The sequence below is a fragment of the Caulobacter sp. LjRoot300 genome, from assembly GCF_964253875.1.
GTDB lineage: Bacteria > Pseudomonadota > Alphaproteobacteria > Caulobacterales > Caulobacteraceae > Caulobacter.
The window spans coordinates 1,051,377-1,069,728 of sequence record NZ_CAXUSA020000001.1; the positions used below are offsets into that span (position 1 = coordinate 1,051,377).

General features: G+C 69.4%; 17 protein-coding genes and 1 pseudogene. 9 read left to right on the forward strand and 9 right to left on the reverse strand.

The window, feature by feature from the left end; translation table 11 throughout:
* Nucleotide 1: 1 nt before the first annotated feature.
* Nucleotides 2-1,411: an efflux transporter outer membrane subunit gene (locus ACSQ2G_RS04855; RefSeq protein ID WP_436028733.1), complete on the forward strand. Its 1,410-nt coding sequence runs from the start codon at nucleotides 2-4 to the stop codon at nucleotides 1,409-1,411.
* 309 nt (nucleotides 1,412-1,720) lie between these two features.
* On the opposite strand, the gene ACSQ2G_RS04860 is transcribed toward ACSQ2G_RS04855, so the two are convergent.
* A complete protein-coding gene (locus ACSQ2G_RS04860; protein ID WP_436028735.1) occupies nucleotides 1,721-2,224 on the reverse strand; it encodes a lipocalin-like domain-containing protein in 504 nt (167 codons plus the stop codon).
* A gap of 92 nt (nucleotides 2,225-2,316) precedes the next feature.
* On the opposite strand from ACSQ2G_RS04860, the gene ACSQ2G_RS04865 reads away from it, so the two are divergent.
* Nucleotides 2,317-2,880 carry a CGNR zinc finger domain-containing protein gene (locus ACSQ2G_RS04865; protein WP_436028737.1) on the forward strand — a complete coding sequence of 188 codons (564 nt, stop codon included), beginning with the start codon at nucleotides 2,317-2,319 and terminating at the stop codon, nucleotides 2,878-2,880.
* 5 nt (nucleotides 2,881-2,885) lie between these two features.
* On the opposite strand, the pseudogene ACSQ2G_RS04870 reads toward ACSQ2G_RS04865, so the two are convergent.
* Nucleotides 2,886-2,991, reverse strand: a pseudogene (locus ACSQ2G_RS04870) (hypothetical protein); the annotation flags it as partial.
* A gap of 6 nt (nucleotides 2,992-2,997) precedes the next feature.
* A complete protein-coding gene (locus tag ACSQ2G_RS04875) occupies nucleotides 2,998-3,465 on the reverse strand; it encodes an Lrp/AsnC ligand binding domain-containing protein (protein ID WP_436028738.1) in 468 nt (155 codons plus the stop codon).
* A gap of 547 nt (nucleotides 3,466-4,012) precedes the next feature.
* Here ACSQ2G_RS04875 and putA point away from each other — a divergent pair.
* Entirely contained in the window at nucleotides 4,013-7,126 is a 3,114-nt protein-coding gene (gene putA / locus ACSQ2G_RS04880; protein WP_436028942.1) for a bifunctional proline dehydrogenase/L-glutamate gamma-semialdehyde dehydrogenase PutA, read from the forward strand.
* Nucleotides 7,127-7,281: 155 nt separating this feature from the next.
* On the opposite strand, the gene ACSQ2G_RS04885 is transcribed toward putA, so the two are convergent.
* Entirely contained in the window at nucleotides 7,282-7,956 is a 675-nt protein-coding gene (locus ACSQ2G_RS04885; protein WP_436028739.1) for a glutathione S-transferase family protein, read from the reverse strand.
* Between the two features lie 201 nt (nucleotides 7,957-8,157).
* Here ACSQ2G_RS04885 and ACSQ2G_RS04890 point away from each other — a divergent pair, with 201 nt between their 5' ends.
* A complete protein-coding gene (locus ACSQ2G_RS04890; protein WP_436028741.1) occupies nucleotides 8,158-9,486 on the forward strand; it encodes a glycoside hydrolase 5 family protein in 1,329 nt (442 codons plus the stop codon).
* A 220-nt stretch (nucleotides 9,487-9,706) separates the two neighbouring features.
* Complete coding sequence (locus ACSQ2G_RS04895) at nucleotides 9,707-11,317, forward strand: carboxylesterase/lipase family protein (RefSeq protein ID WP_436028742.1); 1,611 nt, start codon at nucleotides 9,707-9,709, stop codon at nucleotides 11,315-11,317.
* Nucleotides 11,318-11,356: 39 nt separating this feature from the next.
* On the opposite strand, the gene ACSQ2G_RS04900 is transcribed toward ACSQ2G_RS04895, so the two are convergent.
* The 3 genes from ACSQ2G_RS04900 to carA all read right to left on the reverse strand — a co-directional run bounded on the left by ACSQ2G_RS04900 (nucleotide 11,357) and on the right by carA (nucleotide 14,478).
* Complete coding sequence (locus tag ACSQ2G_RS04900) at nucleotides 11,357-12,718, reverse strand: S41 family peptidase (protein ID WP_436028743.1); 1,362 nt, start codon at nucleotides 12,716-12,718, stop codon at nucleotides 11,357-11,359.
* On the reverse strand, nucleotides 12,715-13,173 hold the full coding sequence (locus ACSQ2G_RS04905; RefSeq protein WP_436028745.1) for a MarR family winged helix-turn-helix transcriptional regulator: 459 nt from the start codon (nucleotides 13,171-13,173) through the stop codon (nucleotides 12,715-12,717). The genes ACSQ2G_RS04900 and ACSQ2G_RS04905 overlap by 4 nt, the downstream gene beginning before the upstream one ends.
* A 138-nt stretch (nucleotides 13,174-13,311) precedes the next feature.
* A complete protein-coding gene (carA, locus tag ACSQ2G_RS04910) occupies nucleotides 13,312-14,478 on the reverse strand; it encodes a glutamine-hydrolyzing carbamoyl-phosphate synthase small subunit (RefSeq protein WP_436028747.1) in 1,167 nt (388 codons plus the stop codon).
* Between the two features lie 324 nt (nucleotides 14,479-14,802).
* Between carA and ACSQ2G_RS04915 the strand changes: the two genes are divergently transcribed.
* The 4 genes from ACSQ2G_RS04915 (at nucleotide 14,803) to ACSQ2G_RS04930 (ending at nucleotide 16,549) form a co-directional block, all read left to right on the forward strand.
* Entirely contained in the window at nucleotides 14,803-15,099 is a 297-nt protein-coding gene (locus ACSQ2G_RS04915; protein ID WP_436028749.1) for a DUF1272 domain-containing protein, read from the forward strand.
* A gap of 285 nt (nucleotides 15,100-15,384) precedes the next feature.
* The gene (locus ACSQ2G_RS04920; RefSeq protein ID WP_436028751.1) at nucleotides 15,385-15,516 is read left to right on the forward strand and encodes a hypothetical protein; all 132 of its coding nucleotides are present in this window, start codon (nucleotides 15,385-15,387) and stop codon (nucleotides 15,514-15,516) included.
* A 142-nt stretch (nucleotides 15,517-15,658) separates the two neighbouring features.
* Nucleotides 15,659-15,790 carry a hypothetical protein gene (locus tag ACSQ2G_RS04925; protein WP_436028753.1) on the forward strand — a complete coding sequence of 44 codons (132 nt, stop codon included), beginning with the start codon at nucleotides 15,659-15,661 and terminating at the stop codon, nucleotides 15,788-15,790.
* A 63-nt stretch (nucleotides 15,791-15,853) separates the two neighbouring features.
* Complete coding sequence (locus tag ACSQ2G_RS04930) at nucleotides 15,854-16,549, forward strand: HAD family hydrolase (protein WP_436028754.1); 696 nt, start codon at nucleotides 15,854-15,856, stop codon at nucleotides 16,547-16,549.
* A gap of 183 nt (nucleotides 16,550-16,732) precedes the next feature.
* On the opposite strand, the gene ACSQ2G_RS04935 is transcribed toward ACSQ2G_RS04930, so the two are convergent.
* Together ACSQ2G_RS04935 and ACSQ2G_RS04940 are read right to left on the reverse strand one after the other, a co-directional pair.
* Nucleotides 16,733-16,948 carry a DUF2283 domain-containing protein gene (locus ACSQ2G_RS04935; protein ID WP_436028756.1) on the reverse strand — a complete coding sequence of 72 codons (216 nt, stop codon included), beginning with the start codon at nucleotides 16,946-16,948 and terminating at the stop codon, nucleotides 16,733-16,735.
* A 159-nt stretch (nucleotides 16,949-17,107) separates the two neighbouring features.
* Complete coding sequence (locus ACSQ2G_RS04940) at nucleotides 17,108-18,223, reverse strand: acyltransferase family protein (protein WP_436028758.1); 1,116 nt, start codon at nucleotides 18,221-18,223, stop codon at nucleotides 17,108-17,110.
* Between the last annotated feature and the right edge of the window lie 129 nt (nucleotides 18,224-18,352).

An 18,352-nucleotide genomic window follows, 5' to 3' on the forward strand; every position in this document is an offset into this window, starting at 1 on the left:
GATGCTTGTTCGCAACCTGACCCTCTCCCTGCTCGCGGCCTCGGCCCTGGGCGCCTGCACCCTGGCGCCCAAGACCGAGCGCCCGGCCCTGCCGGTGGCCAACGCCTGGCCGGTGGCCACGGCCGACGCCGGCCAGGCGGCCTCCGCCGCCGACCTGGCCTGGCGCGAGGTGTTCATCGACCCGCGCCTGCAGGGCGTGATCGACCTGGCCCTGAGCAACAACCGCGACCTGCGGGTGGCGGTGCTGAACATCGAGAAGGCCCGCGCCCAGTACCGCGTCCAGCGCGCGGCCCTGCTGCCCGGCGTCAACGCCACGGCGACGGGCACGCGGGGCGAGAACTCCACCGCCCAGACCCAGCCGGGCGTCTCGCGCGACGTCGAGGCCTATACGGCCGGCGTCGGCGTCACGGCCTGGGAGCTGGACCTGTTCGGCCGGGTCCGCAGCCTCAAGGACGCGGCCCTGCAGAGCTACCTGTCCACGCGCGAGACCAGCCGCTCGGTGCAGGTCAGCCTGATCGCCCAGACCGCCAACAGCTGGCTGGCCCTGGCCGCCGACCAGGACCTGCTGGCCCTGGCCCAGGAGACCCTAAGCACCCGCGAGCAGTCGCTGAAGCTGATCCGCAGCCGGTTCGACGCCGGCGCGGCCAACCAGCTGGACCTTCGCCAGGCCGAGACCCTGGCCGAGACCGCCCGCTCGGACGTGGCGACCTATGTCGCCCAGGTCGAGCAGGACAAGAACGCCCTGCGGCTGGTGGTCGGCGCTGACGTGCCCGCCGACCTGCTGCCGGCCGGCGGCCTGGTCACCGCCCAAATCCTGCCGGACCTGCCGCCCGGCATCCCGTCCGACGTTCTGACCCGCCGCCCCGACGTGCTAGCCGCCGAGCATGACCTGGCCGGCGCCAACGCCAATATCGGCGCGGCCCGGGCGGCGTTCTTCCCGAGCATCAGCCTGACGGCCTCGACCGGCGTCGCCAGCGGCTCGCTGAACAGCCTGTTCGACAGCGGCAACGGGACCTGGAGCTTCGCGCCGCGCGTCAGCCTGCCGATCTTCGCCGGCGGGGCCAATGTCGCCAATCTCGACAGCGCCAAGGCCAGCCGCGACATCGCCGTGGCCAATTACGAGAAGGCGGTGCAGACCGCGTTCCGCGAGGTCTCCGACGGCCTGGCCGTGCAGTCGACGATCCAGGACCGGGTCGGCTCTCAGGAGCGCCTGGTCGCCGCCGCCAACGACTCGGTCCGCCTGTCGCGGGCCCGCTACGGCGCCGGGATCGACAGCTCCCTGACCCTGCTGGACGCCCAGCGCACGCTCTACACCTCGCAGCAGGGGCTGATCGCCGCCCGCCTGGCCCGGGCCAGCAACCTGGCCACGCTGTACAAGTCGCTCGGCGGCGGGGCGCCCGCCGGCCGCTGAGTCACACCGATCCCCTGTCCCAGCGGGGGAGCGCTAGCGGCGTCGCCCCCCGACGCCGCCAAGCCGGAAGGGGCGCGCTCCCCCCAGATCCCGCGCGCCCCTTCCAACCCTTGCCGACGGCCCGGGGGATCGCTCCGACGAGCCCTGATTCAAAGCTCAAACGGTTGTCATCCCGGAAGCCTCGCAGAGGCTGTCCGGGACCCAGGGGACTGGGCTGACGCCTTGCGGTTCACCTGGATCCCGGCCTTCCGCTTCGCTCCAGCCGGGATGACAACTTGGAGGCATGGGTGGAGGCGCTCCAGAAACCCCTCACCGCTCGCGCCGCCACTCCGAGATCGGGATCGAGCCGTCGGGCCGCGGCGTCGGCACCTGGTAGCTGAGGCTGTCGGCGGTCAGGATGTACTTGCGCCGCTGCTCGGTCCCCTCCCAGTTGCGGAACGAGGCCCCCACGATCCGGAAGACCAGCACGTGGGCGGCCTGGTCGACGGCCACGGTTCCGTAGTGGGTGGACGACCCCAGCGCGGCGGCGGCGAACTCCTCCGGCGTGGACGTGGCCTTGTCGCCCGAGGCGACGCGCGGGCGGTCGCCGTTGAAGATCTGCAGGCTGTAGCGCCCCTGGGCGTCGATGATCAGCCGGCCCTTGGGATGCTCGCCATAGTCGCGGCGGCGCGCGCCGTCCGGCGCCAGGCGGTCGGCCGCCGTCAGGGTCCAGGTCCCGGCCAGGGAAGGCTCGGCTGCGGCCGCCGCCGTGGCCAGCGCCGTCGCGGCCAAGGCCAGGCCCGCGCCGAGACGGCGTCTATGGATCGACTTCATGTTCACGCTCCAGCATGTAACCTATTTATCAGGTTAGCTTGCCGATCCTTCGCCGAATAGCGTAACCTGTCAATCAGGTTTGGAGTGCAAGGATGGTGAAGGCGGAGATCCGCGACGGCTTCAAGTTTCGCGGCGGCAGTCCGGCCCTGGACCTGGCGGCGACCGTCACGGGCCGGCTGGGCCCCGCGCCGCGCGACCTGCTGGCCAGCCCCGCCGACCTCGACCGCTGGCTGGTGGCGGCGGACCTGGCCCTGGCCGCGCCGGGGGCCACCGAGGGCAATCTCGTCCAGGCCCGATCGCTGCGCGAGGCGCTCTACCGCCTGGCCCTGTCGCGGGCGCAAGGCGCGCCCCTGCCCGACGCCGACCGCGAACTGCTCAACGGCTACGCCGCCCTGCCCGCCGCGCCGCCGCAGCTGGACGCCGACGGCCGCGCCCGCCTGTCCGGCGACGTCCGCGGCCTGCTGGCCGAACTGGCCCGCGAAGGCGTGTCGCTGCTGGGCGGCGACTTCGGCCACCGCATCCGCCAGTGCGAAGGCCCGCCCTGCGCGGTGCTGTTCGTCGACACCTCGCGCAAGGGCGACCGCCGCTGGTGCTCGATGAGCGCCTGCGGGAACAAGGCCAAGGTGGCGGGGTGGCGGAAGCGGGAGCGGGGGTGACACCGTGCGTCCTTCGAGGCCCGCTGCGCGGGCGCCTCAGGATGAGGAAATCAGAGCCAACCTACATTCCTCATCCTGAGGTGCGAGCCGAAGGCGAGCCTCGAAGGACGCCCCGCCTCACAACGGCAGTTGCACCGTGCTCTTGACCTCTTCCAGCACCGCATAGGTCCGCGTCTCGCGCACGCCCGGCATCTTGACCAGGATGTCGCCGAGGAAGCCGCGATAGGCCTCCATGTCGCGGACTCGCGCCTTGATCAGGTAGTCGAAGCCGCCGGCCACCATGTGGCATTCCAGGATCTCGGGCGCGCGGCGCACGGCGGCGGCGAAGTCCTCGAACACCTCGCCAGTCGTGCGATCCAGCACCACCTCGACGAAGATCAGCAGGGCGCGATCGACCTTGGCCGGGTCGAGCAGGGCCGCGTAGCCGGTGATGAAGCCCCGCTCGCGCAGCCGCCGCACGCGGTCGAAGGTGGCGGCCGGCGACAGGTTGCAGCGCTTGGCCAGCTCGGCGTTGGTGACGCGGCCGTCGGCCTGCAGAACCCGCAAAAGCCGGCGATCGGTGTCGTCCAGAGCAGACATGGTCATTTCCCGCTTAGACCGAAGATCATTCGGAAACTTATACCAACAAACAAAGCACCTTCGCTACAGCAGGGATTATACCCTCGATCGTCCTAGCGAGCTTGGCCGCCACTCCCCCCGGCGCCTGGCGGACTCGGACCGGCCTCCGCCATCCCCCCGGCGGAGCGCAGACATGGCGCCCTCTCCCCCGTCGGCGCCGTGTGAGAGCGGAAGGGACGCGCGACCTCCCCCCGTATCGCGTCCCTTCCCACCTCTCCCCTTCCCGATCATGCTCCGGCCCAATGTCGACACTCGGTGCGCGGCCCTCGTCCTTCGACAAGCTCAGGATGAGGCTTCGACAGGCTCAGGATGAGGACCGTTGCAGGCCAGAACGCCGGAAAAACCTCATCCTGAGCCTGTCGAAGGACGAGGTTTTCGCCTCAGGTGGTGGATTTCATGACAGGCTGACGCAGCCTCGGAGCGAATGGCGATATTGGGCGCTTTCCCCGAAGATCATACAGCCTTGGCTCGTAACAAACGAAGCACCTTCGAACAATCCAGAGATATAGCGACGATATCCACCAACGAGGCGACCATGACCGATTGGGACTCCCTGGACGACGGCAAGTATCGTGACGAGGCGGCGGTGATCGCCGACCTGCTGGCCGCCCAGCCCCTGAGCAGCGAAGACCGCGCCGCGGTTCGCGCCGAGGCCGAGGCCCTGGTGCGCGGGGCCCGCCGCAGCGTCCGCAAGCAGGGCGTGGTCGAAAGCTTCCTGCAGGAGTTCAGCCTCGGCACCCGCGAGGGCCTGGCCCTGATGTGCCTGGCCGAAGCCCTGCTGCGCACGCCCGACGACGACACCCGCGACAAGCTGATCGCCGAGAAGATCGGCTCGGCCGACTGGGCCAGCCACCTGGGCGGCAGCGACAGCCTGTTCGTCAACGCCTCGACCTGGGGCCTGATGCTGACCGGCAAGATCGTCGAGCCCGACGACCAGGCGCAGAAGGACTTGCCCGGCTTCATCAAAAAGATCGCCGGCCGCCTCGGTGAACCGGTGATCCGCGCCGCCGTCGGCCAGGCCATCCGGATCATGGGCGAGCAGTTCGTGCTGGGCCGCACGATCGAGGCGGCCATCAAGCGCGCCGCCAACGACGGCGACATCTGCAGCTTCGACATGCTGGGCGAAGGCGCCCGCACCGCCGCCGACGCCGAGCGCTACGAGAAGGCCTATGCCGACGCGATTCAGACGGTCGGCAAGCTGTCCAACAAGGCCGGCCCCGAAGCCGGCCACGGCGTGTCGGTCAAGCTGTCGGCCCTGACCCCGCGCTATGAGGCGACGCAAGAGGCCCGAGTCTGGGACGAGCTCTATCCCCGCGTCCTGCGCCTGGCCCGGATCGCCGCCAAACACGACCTGAACTTCACCATCGACGCCGAAGAAGCCGACAGGCTTGCGCTGTCGCTGAAGCTGCTCGACCGGCTGTGCCGCGAGCCGGAACTCGGCGACTGGAAGGGCCTTGGCCTCGCCGTCCAGGCCTATCAGAAGCGTTGCCCCGAAGTGATCGCCCGTCTGGCCGCCTTGTCCAAAGACACCGGCCGCCGGCTGATGGTCCGCCTGGTCAAGGGCGCCTATTGGGACAGCGAGATCAAGCGCGCCCAGATCGCCGGCCGACCGGACTATCCGGTCTACACCACCAAGCCGGCCACCGACCTGTCCTACCTGGTCTGCGCCAAGGCCCTGATCGCCGCCGCGCCGCACCTCTACGCCCAGTTCGCCACCCACAACGCCCACACCCTGGCCGCCGTGGTGCGGATGGCCAAGAACGCCGGCGTCAGGATCGAGCACCAGCGCCTGCACGGCATGGGCGAGGCGCTCTACAAGGCCGCCGACGACCTCTATGACGGCGTGATCCTGCGGGCCTACGCCCCGGTGGGCGGCCACGAGGACCTGCTGCCCTACCTGGTCCGCCGCCTGCTGGAGAACGGCGCCAACACATCGTTCGTCCACGCCCTGCTCGACGAGCGGGTGCCGGTCGAGAAGGTGGTGGTCGATCCGATCACCGCCGTGGAGGCTCATCCCGACCGTCACGCCAAGATCCCGACGCCGGTCGATGTCTACGGTCCGGGCCGCCGCAACAGCGCGGGCCTGGACCTGTCGGTCAAGGCCGACCGCGGCCGCCTGGCCGCCCATGTGGCCGAGCTGGACAAGCTGACCCTGTCGGCCGGCCCGCTGGTCGGCGGCAAGCTGACGGCCGGCGCCCCGCCGATGCCGGTGCAGAGCCCCACCGACCACGACCGTGTCGTCGGCGTGGTCTCCGAGGCCCAGCTGCCGCAGATCGACCAGGCCTTCAAACTGGCCCGCGCCGCCCAGCCCGCCTGGGACCAGGCCGGCGGCCCGGCCCGCGCCGAGATCCTGCGCGCCATGGGCGACGCGCTGGAGGCCAATCTCGAGCGGCTGTGCGCCATCCTCTCGCGCGAAGCCGGCAAGACCCTGCCCGACGCCATCGCCGAGGTGCGCGAGGCCGTCGACTTCTGCCGCTACTACGCCAAGCTGGCGCAGGAACAGTTCGGCCTGGCGGGCGAGGTGCTGACCGGCCCGGTCGGCGAGACCAACAGCCTGCGCCTGGCCGGGCGCGGCGTCTTCGTCTGCATCAGCCCGTGGAACTTCCCCCTGGCCATCTTCACCGGCCAAGTCGCCGCGGCCCTGGCGGCCGGCAACGCCGTGTTGGCCAAGCCGGCCGAGCAGACCCCGCTGATCGCCATGGAGGCGGTGAAGCTGTACCACGCCGCGGGCCTGGACCACCGCCTGCTGGCCCTGCTGCCGGGACGCGGCGATACGGTCGGCGCGGCCCTGACCGCCCACGAGGGCCTGGACGGCGTGGCCTTCACCGGCGGCACCGACACCGCCTGGCGGATCAACCAGACCCTGGCCCAGCGCCAGGGCCCGATCGTCCCGTTCATCGCCGAGACCGGCGGCCTCAACGGCATGTTCGTCGACACCACCGCCCAGCGCGAGCAGGTGATCGACGACGTGATCCTGTCGGCCTTCGGCAGCGCCGGCCAGCGCTGCTCGGCCCTGCGCCTGCTGTTCCTGCCGCACGACACCGCCGACCACGTGATCGAGGGCCTGAAGGGCGCGATGGACGCCCTGGTCCTCGGCGACCCGGCCCTGGCCGTCACCGACGTCGGCCCGGTGATCGACGCCGAGGCCAAGGCGGCGCTGGACAAGCACCTGGTCCGCCTGAACCGCGAGGCCAAGGTTCTGCACCAGCTCAAGGCGCCGGAAGTGGGCACGTTCTTCGCCCCCGTCCTGGCCGAGATTCCCGCCGCCGACTTCCTGGAGCGCGAGGTGTTCGGCCCGGTGCTGCACGTGGTGCGCTACCGGCCCGAGGACCTGGAACAGGTCGCCGGCGCCCTGGCGGCCCGCCGCTACGGCCTGACCCTGGGCGTCCATTCGCGGATCGAAAGCTTCGCGGCCGACGTCCAGCGCCTGGTCCCGGCCGGCAACGCTTACGTCAACCGCTCGATGACCGGCGCCGTGGTCGGCGTCCAGCCGTTCGGCGGCGAGGGCCTGTCAGGCACCGGCCCCAAGGCCGGCGGCCCCCATGCCCTGCTGCGCTACGCCGTCGAGCGGGCGCTGAGCATCAACATCACCGCCCAGGGCGGGGATCCGACGCTGCTGAATCTGTAGGGTGAAGTTGCAGCGCGCTTATGAGTTGTCATCCCGGAAAGCGCGCAGCGCTTGTCCGGGACCCAGGACAGCCGCACCGCCTTCGCCCAGTCCCCTGGGTCCCGGACAGCCCCTGCGGGGCTTCCGGGATGACAACAGATTGGGGAGAGCGCGCCCTACGCGCCGCCCGACGCGGCCTTGAACACCGCCAGCTGGTCGGCGAAGGCGCGCTGGTAGGCGGGGCGGGCTTCGGCGCGGGCGACATAGGCGGCGAGGTTGGGATATTCGTCCAGCAGGCCCGGGCCCCTCACCCGCAACAGCACCGAGGCCATCATCAGGTCGCCGGCGCTGAACGCGCCGTCCAGCCAGTCGGCGTCGCCCAGATGCCGCGAAAGCTCGGCCAGCCGGGCGCGGATGCGATCGTGGACCATGGCCAGGCGCTCCTCGTACCAGCTCTTGTCGCGCTCGGTGAACATCACCCACTGCAGCTCGACGATCGACTGCTCCACAGTGCTGAGGGCGGCGAACATCCAGGTGATCGCCCGCGCCCTGCCGTTAGCGTCGTCCGGCAGCAGGCCCGGATGGCCTTGCGCGATGTGCAGCACGATGGCGCCGGTCTCGAACAGCACCAGGTCGCCCTTCTGGTAGGTCGGGATCTGGCCGAAGGGGTGGCGCGCGAGGTGGGCCGGCGCCTTCATTTCGGGGAAGGTCAGCAGTTCGACCTCGTAGGGCTGGCCGACTTCCTCGAACGCCCAGCGAACGCGCATGTCGCGCGCCAGGCCCTGGCCGCGATCGGGCGAGGCCTTGAAGGCGGTGATGGTGGGCTTCATGGGCGAGGTGACACTGTTCATGGCGATGATCTCCCGATCGCTGGCTTCCCACCGAGGACGCGTCACCCGCGCCCCGCCCGACAAGACACCCTAGCTTTTTCGCAGAGCCGCGGCCTCCTCGACCATTGGAACGAGAGCGACCATTCCGAAAGTGAATTTATTTAATCTCTTCCCTCATGCCGCCGCTTCCCCTTAGGTTGCACAAAACACGGGGAGTGAAACATGCTGTCGAGACGCCGCCTGCTGGTCGCCGGAGCCGCCGCCATGGCCGCGGGCGGAGCCGCCGCCGAGACCGCCAAGCCCTCGCCCGCCTTCGTCACCGTCGAGGACGGCCGCCTAAGCCTGGACGGCAAGCCCTATCGCTTCGTCGGCGCGAACCTGTGGTACGGGGCCTGGCTGGGCTCGCCGGGCGTGTCGGGCGACCGCGCGCGGCTGGGGCGCGAGCTGGACCGGCTGAAGGCCCTGGGCGTCACCAACCTGCGCATCCTGGGCGCGGGCGAGACCTCGCCGGCCAAGGTGGCGATCTCCCCCACCTTCCGCGGTCCCGGCGAGGACTACGACCAGGACCTGCTCAAGGGCCTGGACGTGGTGCTGGCCGAAATGGCCAAGCGCGGCATGAAGGCGGTGATCTACGTCAACAACTTCTGGGACTGGTCGGGGGGCATGCCGGCCTATCTGCGCTGGACCGGCAACGGCGAGTGGTTCCAGCAGGGCGACCCCGCCCACCCCTGGCCCGAGTTCGCCGACTATTCCGCCCGCTTCTACGGCGACGCCAAGGCCCAGGACCTGTTCCGCCACTACCTGCGCGCCCTCGTCGGCCGGGTCAGCAGCGTCACCGGCAAGCCCTATCGCGACGACCCGACGATCATGGCTTGGCAACTGGCCAACGAGCCGCGTCCGGGCGGCAGCGACGCGTTCGGCGTTCCCAACCTGCCGACCTATTACCGCTGGATCGCCGAGACCTCGGCCCTGATCAAGTCGCTGGACCCACGTCACCTGGTGACCACCGGCAGCGAGGGGGCCATGGGCTGCCTGCAGCGCGAGGCCTGCGTGGTCGAGGCCCACAAGCCGGCCAGCATCGACTACCTGACCCTGCACGTCTGGCCCAACAACTGGGGCTGGATCGACTTCAAGAACCAGCCGGCGACCTACGTGGCCGGCGAGGCCAAGTGCCGCGACTACGTCGCTCGCCACATCGCCATCGCCAAGACGATGGGCAAGCCGCTGGTCATTGAGGAGTTCGGTCTGATCCGCGAGGACCGCGCCTTCACGCCGGGCGGCCCGACCACCCACCGCGACCGGTTCTACAGGATGATGTTCGGCCTGGTCGAAGCCGACATGAAGGCTGGCGGTCCCTTGGCGGGCACCAACTTCTGGGCCTGGAACGGCGAGGGCCGCGCCCAGCATCCCGACGCCTGGTTCAAGATGGGCGATCGCGCCTATGTCGGCGACCCGCCGCAGGAGGAGCAGGGCCTGTTCGGCGTGTTCGACACCGACGCCTCGACCCTGGCCGTCGTGCGGGACCATGCGAAGGCGGTTCGCGCGCTCTAAGATCCTCCCCCTGTGGGGGAGGTGTCGGCGCAGCCGACGGAGGGGGGAGTTCGCCGAGGTGGGTCTGCTCCCCCCACCGGCGCCTTCGCGCCACCTCCCCCACAGGGGGAGGAGCTTAGTTTTGGCGCGGCCTGCGGCTCCAAAAAGTGGATGTCACCGGTGTCATGATCCGTGGTAGCCAATCCGCCGAGCGCGAGCCCAACCGCGCCGGAGGAAGCCCATGGATCATCTTCACCTTGATCGCCGCGGCCTGATCGCCGGCGCGGGCGCGGCCCTCGCCCTGGCCTCGGGGCCGGCCCTGGCCGCCAAGCCCGGGCTCGTCGTGGCCACCGCCCACGGCAAGGTGCGCGGCGCGGCCGGCGACGGCGTCCAGGTGTTCAAGGGCGTGCGCTACGGAGCCGACACCGGCGGCGCGGGCCGCTTCATGCCGCCCCGGCCGCCCCAGCCCTGGACGGGCGTGGTGGACGCCCTGGCCTATGGCGCGGCCTGCCCGCAAGGCAAGGGCGAGGAGGGCGAGGCGCTGAGCGAGGACTGCCTGTTCCTCAACATCTGGACCCCCGCCCCGCTCGCCAAGCAGGGCCTGGCCGACAGCCAGAAGCGGCCGGTGATGGTCTACATCCACGGCGGCGCCTACAACACCGGCTCGGGGGCCAGCCCCTGGTACGACGGAACCAAGCTGGCCAGGCGCGGCGACGTGGTGGTGGTCACGGTCAACCACCGCCTCAACGCCTTCGGCTACCTGTACCTGGCCCGCCTGTTCGACGATCCGAGCGTCGCCGACAGCGGCAATGTCGGCCAGCTGGACCTGGTCCTGGCCCTGCGGTGGGTGCGCGACAACATCGCCGCGTTCGGCGGGGATCCCGGCAACGTCATGCTGTTCGGCCAGTCGGGCGGCGGGGCCAAGATCGCCACCCTGATGGCCATGCCGGCCGCCAAGGGCCTGTTCCACCGCGCCGCCACCATGAGCGGCCAGCAGGTCACCGCCGCCGGCCCGTTCAACGCCACCCGGCGGGCCAAGGGTTTCGTCGACAAGCTGGGGATCAAGGACCTGGCCGCCCTGCGCACGCTGCCCGCCGACCAATTCCTGGCCGGGCTGAGGGCCGTCGACCCGATCGCCGGAAGCGGCGGGGTCTATATGGGCCCGGTGCTGGACGAGCGGTCGCTGACCCGCCACCCGTTCTTCCCCGACGCCGCGCCCCAGAGCCTGGACGTGCCGATGATGTGCGGCAACACCCACGACGAGACGCGCGGCTTCGTCGGCTACGACAAGAGCCTGCTGGACCTGACCTGGGAACAGGTGATCGAGAAGCTGCCGGCCCAGTTCAACGCCCGGATCGACATCGACCCGGCCACGGTGGTGGCCGCCTATCGCCGGATCTATCCGAACTACACGCCAGCCGACGTCTATTTCGCGGCGTCGACGGCGGGCCGCTCGTGGAAGGCGGCGATCATCCAGGACGAGGAGCGGGCCAAGGCCGGCGCCCCCGCCTTCGCCTACCAGCTGGACTGGCGCGCGCCCAAGGACGGCGGCGTCTGGGGCGCGCCCCATACGCTGGACATGCAGCTGGTGTTCGGAAACTTCGACGCCCCCGGGGTGATCACCGGCTCGGGTCCCGACGCCGTGGCCATGCACGAGCGCCTGGCCGACACCTTCGTCGCCTTCGCCCGGACGGGAAACCCCAACAACCCGTCGATCCCGGCCTGGGAGCCCTACACCCTGCCCAGGCGGCAGACGCTGGTGTTCGACAACACGACCCGGATGGAAGACGACCCGCGCGGGGCGGAACGCGAGCTGTTCAGCAAGGTCCCGTTCACCCAGTTCGGGACGTGATCTAGAGACCCTCTCCCGGAGGGAAAAGGTGAAGAGGCGCTACTTCCCCTTCGGATAGGTCCAGACGTTGGGGCTTCCCCGCCACAAGGTTTCCAGCTTGGTGTCGGAGAAGCGGGCCCGCAGCATCTCCGAGCCGTCGACCGCGAACAGTCCGTCGGCGGTCAGAGGCGTCAGGCCCCGTAACGGCCGGTCGGCCCGGGCCATCCACAGCTTGCCGTCGCGCAGGCTGATGGTGATCTCGCCGTAGCGCCCCGTCCAGGCCTTCAGTCGGTCAGGCGGGATCGAGACCGGCTTCAGCGCCGCCTCGACGGCGACCCGCGCCCAGCCGTACTCAGCCAGCGACTCCGGCGTCGCGCCGGGGGCCGCCGCCAACCGGGTCAGGGCCAGGGACTGGGCGACGTCCAGGGCCTGGGCCGACGCCGTCGCCACCGTCGGCGCCACGCCGGCTCCATCCCAATTGGTCTGGCTCACAGCGTGGACAGGGCGACCGAACGACACGCTGAGCATGAAGCCCGGCGCGACCGGCACGAACTTGTTGTTGTTGGCCGCCCCGGCGGTCTTGGCGCCGACCAGTTCGCCCAGCTTGAACTGCTGGACGTCGTAGGCGAAGGCCTCGGCGGCCGAGCCCGTACCGCCGTCGATCAGGACGTAGAGCGGCTTGCCCTTCAGGCGGCCGGCAGGCAGGTGTTCCAGCGTCCGCGACTGCTTGGGCGCCTCGCCGCCCTCCAGGAACGTCAGTTCCAGAACGTCGGGGTCCATGAAATGGCTGACCAGATAACGCACCGCCGGGTGCGAACCGCCCGGATTGCCACGCACGTCGATGATCACCGCATCGCCGTCCTTCAAGAACCGCAGGGCCTCGTCGTAGAGCGTCCCGGTCTCGTCATCCACCCACTCGAAGCCAGCGATCTTCAGGTAGCGGATGTTGCCGGGCAGTATGGACTGCGCGACCAGGCCATGATGGTCGCGGACGGCGAGGCGGCGCGCGAACGCCGCCTCGGCGGCCTCGTTCACCGAGCCGTCGCCGGACGGACTGGCGCTGGTCGCCGCGTACTGCGCCGGGTCGTAGAGCATGTACATGTGGCGATCGCCGCTGGCGGCGCGCAGGTCCTCGGTGACCCGCTCGGCGAAGACGCCCGCATCGCCGGTGTCGTAACGCCCGTCCCGCCGGGCCTTCTCGAGCCAGGCGACGATCGCGTCGTCCTTTTCCGGAAAGACGTAGGAGGCCCGCACCGCCTCGGCGATCTTGACCAGGGCCGCCTCGCGGTCGGCCTTGGACAGGGCGTTGGGCGCGGCCCGTTCCACGCCTAGCGCGACCTGCCTGGCCAAGGCCGGCGCGGCGGGCGCGCTCAGGGCCAGGACGACCAGGGGCAGGGGCAGGAGAAGATGACGCGATTTCATGAAGACTCCAAGCTGGGAGGTGAATCGTCGGAAAGCCGCGCGGCGGCTTGGTCGATGCGGTCGCCGAAGGACTGGCGCTCGAGGGCCGCGATCGTCTCGACCAGCAGCCGCGAGAGCGGCGCGGAAAGCTCGGCGTCGAGGCGGTCGGCGGCGGCGTTCACCGCTCGCCACTGCCGGGTCACGGCCGGCAGCATGGCTTGGGCCCGCGGCGTCAAGGCCACGATGCGCTCGCGTCCGTCCAGACCCGGCGACAAGTCCACCAAACCCGCCCTGACCATCTGGGAGACGGTCTGGCTGGCGGCCGAGTGGCTGATTCCGGCCTGGCGTGAGAGGGTGCGGATCGAAACGGGTCCCAGCGCGATCAACGCCTTCACCACCGGCGTGTAGCGCGGGCGGTAATCGAGGCCCGACGCGCGGTAGGCCTGCTCGACCGCCCCGTCGAGGATCTCGATCAAGTGGCGCAAAAGCGTGCCAAGCGTGGGTGTGGGCGGCGTCACGCCGGTTTATGTATAAGTGCTGTTATATCGAGTCAACGAACAGCGCTCGCGGTATGCGCCGCGAGCGCCGGGTCGATCGGAAGGTGAAGGCCTAGCCTATTTCGCCGCGTCCATCAGTCCCGCGAACCGCTCGAACAGGTACAGGCTGTCGGTCGGCCCCGGCGAGGCTTCCGGGTGGTGCTGGACGCTGAACACCGGCTTGTCGGCCAGGGCGATGCCCGCGTTGGTGCCGTCGAACAGCGAGACGTGGGTCTCGGTGACCGCCGCCGGCAGCGAGGCGCTGTCCACCGTGAAGCCGTGGTTCATCGAGACGATCTCGACCTTGCCGGTCGTCAGGTCCTTCACCGGGTGGTTGGCCCCGTGGTGTCCCTGCTCCATCTTCACGGTCTTGGCGCCCACCGCCAAGGCCAGCATCTGGTGGCCCAGGCAGATGCCGAACACCGGCTTGCCGCTGGCGACCAGTTTCTGGATCTCGGGCACCGCGTACGCGCCCGTCGCGGCCGGGTCGCCCGGGCCGTTGGACAGCAGCACGCCGTCAGGATTACGGGCCAGGATGTCCTCGGCCGAGGTGTCGGCCGGCACCACCGTGGCGCGGGCGCCGACGTGGGCCAGCGCGCGCAGGATGTTGCGCTTGACGCCGTAGTCGAGGACCACGACCTCGTACTTGGGCTTGTCCAGCTTGGCGTAGCCTTCCGGCCACGACCACAGGCCCTCGTCCCAGGTGAAGGTCTGGGTGGTGGAGGCGTCCTTGGCCAGGTCCAGGCCTTCCAGGCCGGCCCAGGCCTTGGCCTTGGCGACCAGGGCGTCGAGGTCGAATTCGCCGGTCGGCGAGTGGGCGATCACGCCGTGCGGCATGCCGGTCTCGCGGATCTTGCGGGTCAGGGCGCGGGTGTCGACGCCGGCCAGGCCGATGACGCCGCGCCGCTGCATCCAGGCGTCGAAGTCGCTGTTGGCGCGCCAGTTGGCCGCATCGGTCGGGACCTCGCGGAACAGCACGCCGCGGGCGGCCGTCTCGGCCCCCCCGGCCATCTGTTCCAGGTCTTCGAGATTGGTCCCGACATTGCCCACGTGCGGGAAGGTGAAGGCGACGATCTGGGCCATGTAGGAGGGATCGGTGAGGATCTCCTGGTAGCCGGTCATGGCGGTGTTGAAGCACACCTCGCCGACCGCGTCGCCGACCGCGCCGCAGCCGACGCCCTGCAGGATCGTGCCGTCGGCCAGGGCCAGGACACCAGTGACGCCGGGGAGAAGGTCTTTGGACATCTCGAAAAGCGCCTCCAAAACGCAGGCCCCAAGGGGCAGGTCATTGTCGCAAAGAGGCGGGCCAGGAGTAACCCCCGCCCGCGTCCGGCTATCGCCGGACTCTACCTGCAAGAAGGCGGTCGGGCTCTCGCCCGACCGCCGCGCAAACGGCGGCGTGTCTAGGGGCATGCGGAGGGGGGGTCAACCCCTTCGATCACGGGAGTCGAAGCGTGGCCCCACATTCCCGTGATCGGCCAACAAGCCCCCTCGCGCGGCGCGCCCCAAAGCCCCTATGCTGGAAGGGTTAAGCGCCACAAGAAGCATTAGAACCTGGGAGGACGGCCCATGCTCGAACTGCGTCCCAATTGCGAGTGCTGCGATCGCGACCTGCCGCCCGACAGCCTGGACGCGCGGATCTGCACCTTCGAATGCACCTTCTGCGCCGACTGCGTGGAGACCCGATTCTCCGGGGTCTGCCCCAATTGCGGCGGCGACCTGTCGGCCCGGCCGATCCGGCCCAGCGCGGCCCTGCACCGCTTTCCCGCCTCGCTGAGGCGCGTCTACAAGGCCCATCCGGTTTGCGCCCCCGTGCGGCCGCCGCCCCGCCCTTCGGACAGGCAACCGCCGCCCTCGTGGGCATGACGCCTCCAGCCTCTATTGAAACGGTTGTCATCCCGGAAGCCTCGCAGAGGCTGTCCGGGACCCAGGGGACTGGGCGAATGCAGTGCGGCTGTCCTAGGTCCCGGACAAGCGCTGCGCGCTTTCCGGGATGACAACTTTTCAACAGCCCCTGATCTGACCCTGACGCCCGACACACCGTCTCTTCGGCGCCACGGCTGGAACAACTTGTCGCGGGGGTGCGTCCGTTCGCGCGGTCGACGCGTTAACGCCTGGGAGCTCATGGTCGAGCTTCGAGGAGCTGATCCCATGAACCCGCCGGTCGCCCGCATCGTCCCCGCCGCCGCCGACTGGTTCGGCCTGGTCGAGACCGGCCTGCGCGTGCTGCTGCTGGTCGCCGCGCCGGTCAGCGCGGCGATCTTCGTGGTCCAGAGTCTCTGAATTCGAAAAACCGATCTTGGCCGTTGGAACGTCGGGAAGGCGACGTCGTTTGGCTAGGCATGGGCGGGGGCGTCCTTAGTCGTGCCTGTGGCTTTTCATGTCCAATTCCTTTGACGATCGTTTCGAAGAACCGGCCTCGGCCGTGTCCGCGAACCTGACCGAGCAGATGCTCCACCTGACCAACCGGTTTGAGCAGGAACGCCTCAAGCTTGAAGAACGGACGTTCCGCGCCGACGGCGACAACGAACCCGAAGGCGCCGGCGAGGAAGGCTGAGCGGCGCGCCTTGGCCTGGGGCGGCGACGCAGCGTATCACCGGGCGAGATCCGGAGAGCTTCCATGGCCGTCACCACCGTCGGTATCGACGCCGACGACACCCTTTGGCACAACGAGACCATCTTCCGCCTGACCCACAAGCGGTTCGTCGAGCTGCTGGCCCCCTATGGAGACGCCGAGCAGATCGACGCCAAGCTGGCCGAGACCGAGAAGCGCAACCTGCGGCTCTACGGCTACGGGGCCAAGGGCTTCACCCTGTCGATGATCGAGACGGCGATGGACCTGACCGACAGCCAGGTCAGCATCGGCGTGATCCGCCAGATCTTGGCCGCCGGCCGCGAGATGCTGACCGAGCCGGTCGAGCCGCTGCCCGGCGTCGAGAAGGCGCTCGCCACGCTGTCGGAGCGCTACCGCCTGGTGCTGATCACCAAGGGCGACCTGCTGCACCAGGAGCAGAAGCTGGCGGCCTCGGGCCTAGGCGACCTGTTCGCCGCCGTCGAGATCGTCTCGGAGAAGGACGCCGACACCTACCGCCGGGTGTTCGCCCGCCACGGCTCGGGACCCGAGCAGGCGGTGATGGCCGGCAATTCGGTCAAGTCCGACATCCTCCCGGCCCTGGAGGCCGGCGCCTGGGCCGCCCTGATCCCCTACCCGCTGGTCTGGGCGCATGAGGCGGCCACGGCGCCCAAGGACCACGGGCGCTATGCCGAGCTGGGCTCGATCGGGGAGCTGCCGGCGTGGGTGGATTCGCTCACTTGAACCCTCTCTCTTAGAGAGAGGGAGGGGCCCAAGCGAAGCTTGGGAGGGTGAGAGGTTACAGCCTTAAGCCGGTGTGCCAGCAGGGCGCTAAGAACCGCGAAGTTCGCTTGCGACCCATGCACGATGTTGAGAAGGTCGGTTTGCGGGACCTATCTGACGGCGAACAGGCTGCTAACGGTCAGATTACGAGAAAAATTCAGCCGGTAGCAGTGCGGTCGCATCCAATATTTCGATGCCCACCAATCGACCATTCTGATCAAAATCGAGATTAATCGTCCCGCCAACCTGTTCGATATCGCAGGAATAGGTCTTGGACACCTCGCCCGGACCGATCTTCCTTAAGGAGACATAGGCAGCGTCAACTTGTCTGTCGTATGTCGTCTCAATCGGATTGCGCATCAACTTCCTCCGTCAACTGGGGCGTCTAGTCTCTTGCATGACGCAAGCCTAGGCCGGCTCAACCCAAATGTCCGGTCCACACTCACCACAGACGTTCTCAGCGTCAGCTAGCGGCCCAGCGTGAAACCGGACAGGGTGAAACCTCTCACCCTCCCACCGCTACGCGGCGGGCCCCTCCCTCTCTCCATGAGAGAGGGTTCGTCTTTGGCCCAGCCCTGAAATCCAGTCCCGCGCCGGCCGCTCGAACAGCACGAGCGACAGATAGGCGGCCGGGATCAGGGCCAGCACCCAGAACAGCACCCACAGCCTCAGCAGGTCGCCGTTCAGGCCCCAGGCGGCGACCCCGACCCAGTTGATCCCCATCTTCAGGGCGATCGGGTGCAGCAGGTAGAGGCTGAAGCTCAGCTGAGCCCAGGGCGCCAGGCGGCGGCTGATCCCGCCCTGCGAGCCGGCCGCGTCGGCGGCGACCCCGGCTAGGCCGATGGCGTAGACGAGCAGCAGCAGCAGGGTCCGCTCGATCCGCAAGGTCGAGGCGACCAGGAACGCCGCCAGCAGCCCCCACATCCAGAACCGCGCCAACGGCAGGCGGCCCAGCGGCGCGCGCAGCTGGAACGCCAGCATGCCCAGCAGGAAGCCCGGCACGGCGCGCAGCACGCCGAAGTTCCAGGTCCACTGGTGGAAGGGCATCTCGCCGTCGGGATTGAGCAGCAGGACGATCAGGCTGGCGATCGCCGCCATGGCGGTGACGATCCGCCCGCGCCCGGCGATCCAGAACAGCAGCGGCAGGGCCAGATAGAGCCCCATCTCGGCGCTGATCGCCCAGCTGGCGAAGTTCCAGGTCTGGCCGTGGCAGACATGCCAGGCGTGGACGAACAGGATGTTGGGCGCGATGCAGAAGAGGTCGTAGCGCTTGGGATCGACGTCGCCGCCCCAGCCCATCACGCCGGCCGCCCAGACGCCGACGAACACCAGCATGGTCGCCCAGTGCAGCGGCCCCAGCCGCGCCACCCGCTTCTTCAGGAAGGTCCCGTACCGCGACCAGCTGTTCAGCCGGCCGGTGTAGACCGCCGCCATCACATAGCCGGAGATCAGGAAGAACAGGTCGACGACCAGGCTGAAGCCCTTGACCATGTCGTCGACCAGCTGCCAGCGCCCATCCAGGTTGATGTAGCGGTTGAAGTGGAAGACCACGATCATCAGCGCCCCGACGATGCGCAGGGCGTCGAGGTGCAGCATGCCCTCGGAGTCGGGCTTCAGCGGCGGGAAGGCTTTCATCGCCCCGGGATGGGACGGGCGGCGGCGATGGTCAAGCTCGTGGGCGCGGTTGGGGACAGGTCCATGGGCCTGTCCCCGTTCCGATCCACCGCCGTTTTGTCATCCCGGACAAGGCCCACAGGGCCGCCG

Excerpts from the sequence above, each read along its gene's own strand:
- ACSQ2G_RS04855 (WP_436028733.1), top strand. The coding sequence starts at position 2 with ATGCTTGTTCGCAACCTGACCCTCTCCCTGCTCGCGGCCTCGGCCCTG.
- ACSQ2G_RS04860 (WP_436028735.1), bottom strand. The coding sequence starts at position 2,224 with ATGAAGTCGATCCATAGACGCCGTCTCGGCGCGGGCCTGGCCTTGGCC.
- ACSQ2G_RS04865 (WP_436028737.1), top strand. The coding sequence starts at position 2,317 with ATGGTGAAGGCGGAGATCCGCGACGGCTTCAAGTTTCGCGGCGGCAGT.
- ACSQ2G_RS04875 (WP_436028738.1), bottom strand. The coding sequence starts at position 3,465 with ATGACCATGTCTGCTCTGGACGACACCGATCGCCGGCTTTTGCGGGTT.
- ACSQ2G_RS04885 (WP_436028739.1), bottom strand. The coding sequence starts at position 7,956 with ATGAACAGTGTCACCTCGCCCATGAAGCCCACCATCACCGCCTTCAAG.
- ACSQ2G_RS04890 (WP_436028741.1), top strand. The coding sequence starts at position 8,158 with ATGCTGTCGAGACGCCGCCTGCTGGTCGCCGGAGCCGCCGCCATGGCC.
- ACSQ2G_RS04895 (WP_436028742.1), top strand. The coding sequence starts at position 9,707 with ATGGATCATCTTCACCTTGATCGCCGCGGCCTGATCGCCGGCGCGGGC.
- ACSQ2G_RS04900 (WP_436028743.1), bottom strand. The coding sequence starts at position 12,718 with ATGAAATCGCGTCATCTTCTCCTGCCCCTGCCCCTGGTCGTCCTGGCC.
- carA (WP_436028747.1), bottom strand. The coding sequence starts at position 14,478 with ATGTCCAAAGACCTTCTCCCCGGCGTCACTGGTGTCCTGGCCCTGGCC.
- ACSQ2G_RS04915 (WP_436028749.1), top strand. The coding sequence starts at position 14,803 with ATGCTCGAACTGCGTCCCAATTGCGAGTGCTGCGATCGCGACCTGCCG.
- ACSQ2G_RS04920 (WP_436028751.1), top strand. The coding sequence starts at position 15,385 with ATGAACCCGCCGGTCGCCCGCATCGTCCCCGCCGCCGCCGACTGGTTC.
- ACSQ2G_RS04930 (WP_436028754.1), top strand. The coding sequence starts at position 15,854 with ATGGCCGTCACCACCGTCGGTATCGACGCCGACGACACCCTTTGGCAC.
- ACSQ2G_RS04935 (WP_436028756.1), bottom strand. The coding sequence starts at position 16,948 with ATGCGCAATCCGATTGAGACGACATACGACAGACAAGTTGACGCTGCC.
- ACSQ2G_RS04940 (WP_436028758.1), bottom strand. The coding sequence starts at position 18,223 with ATGAAAGCCTTCCCGCCGCTGAAGCCCGACTCCGAGGGCATGCTGCAC.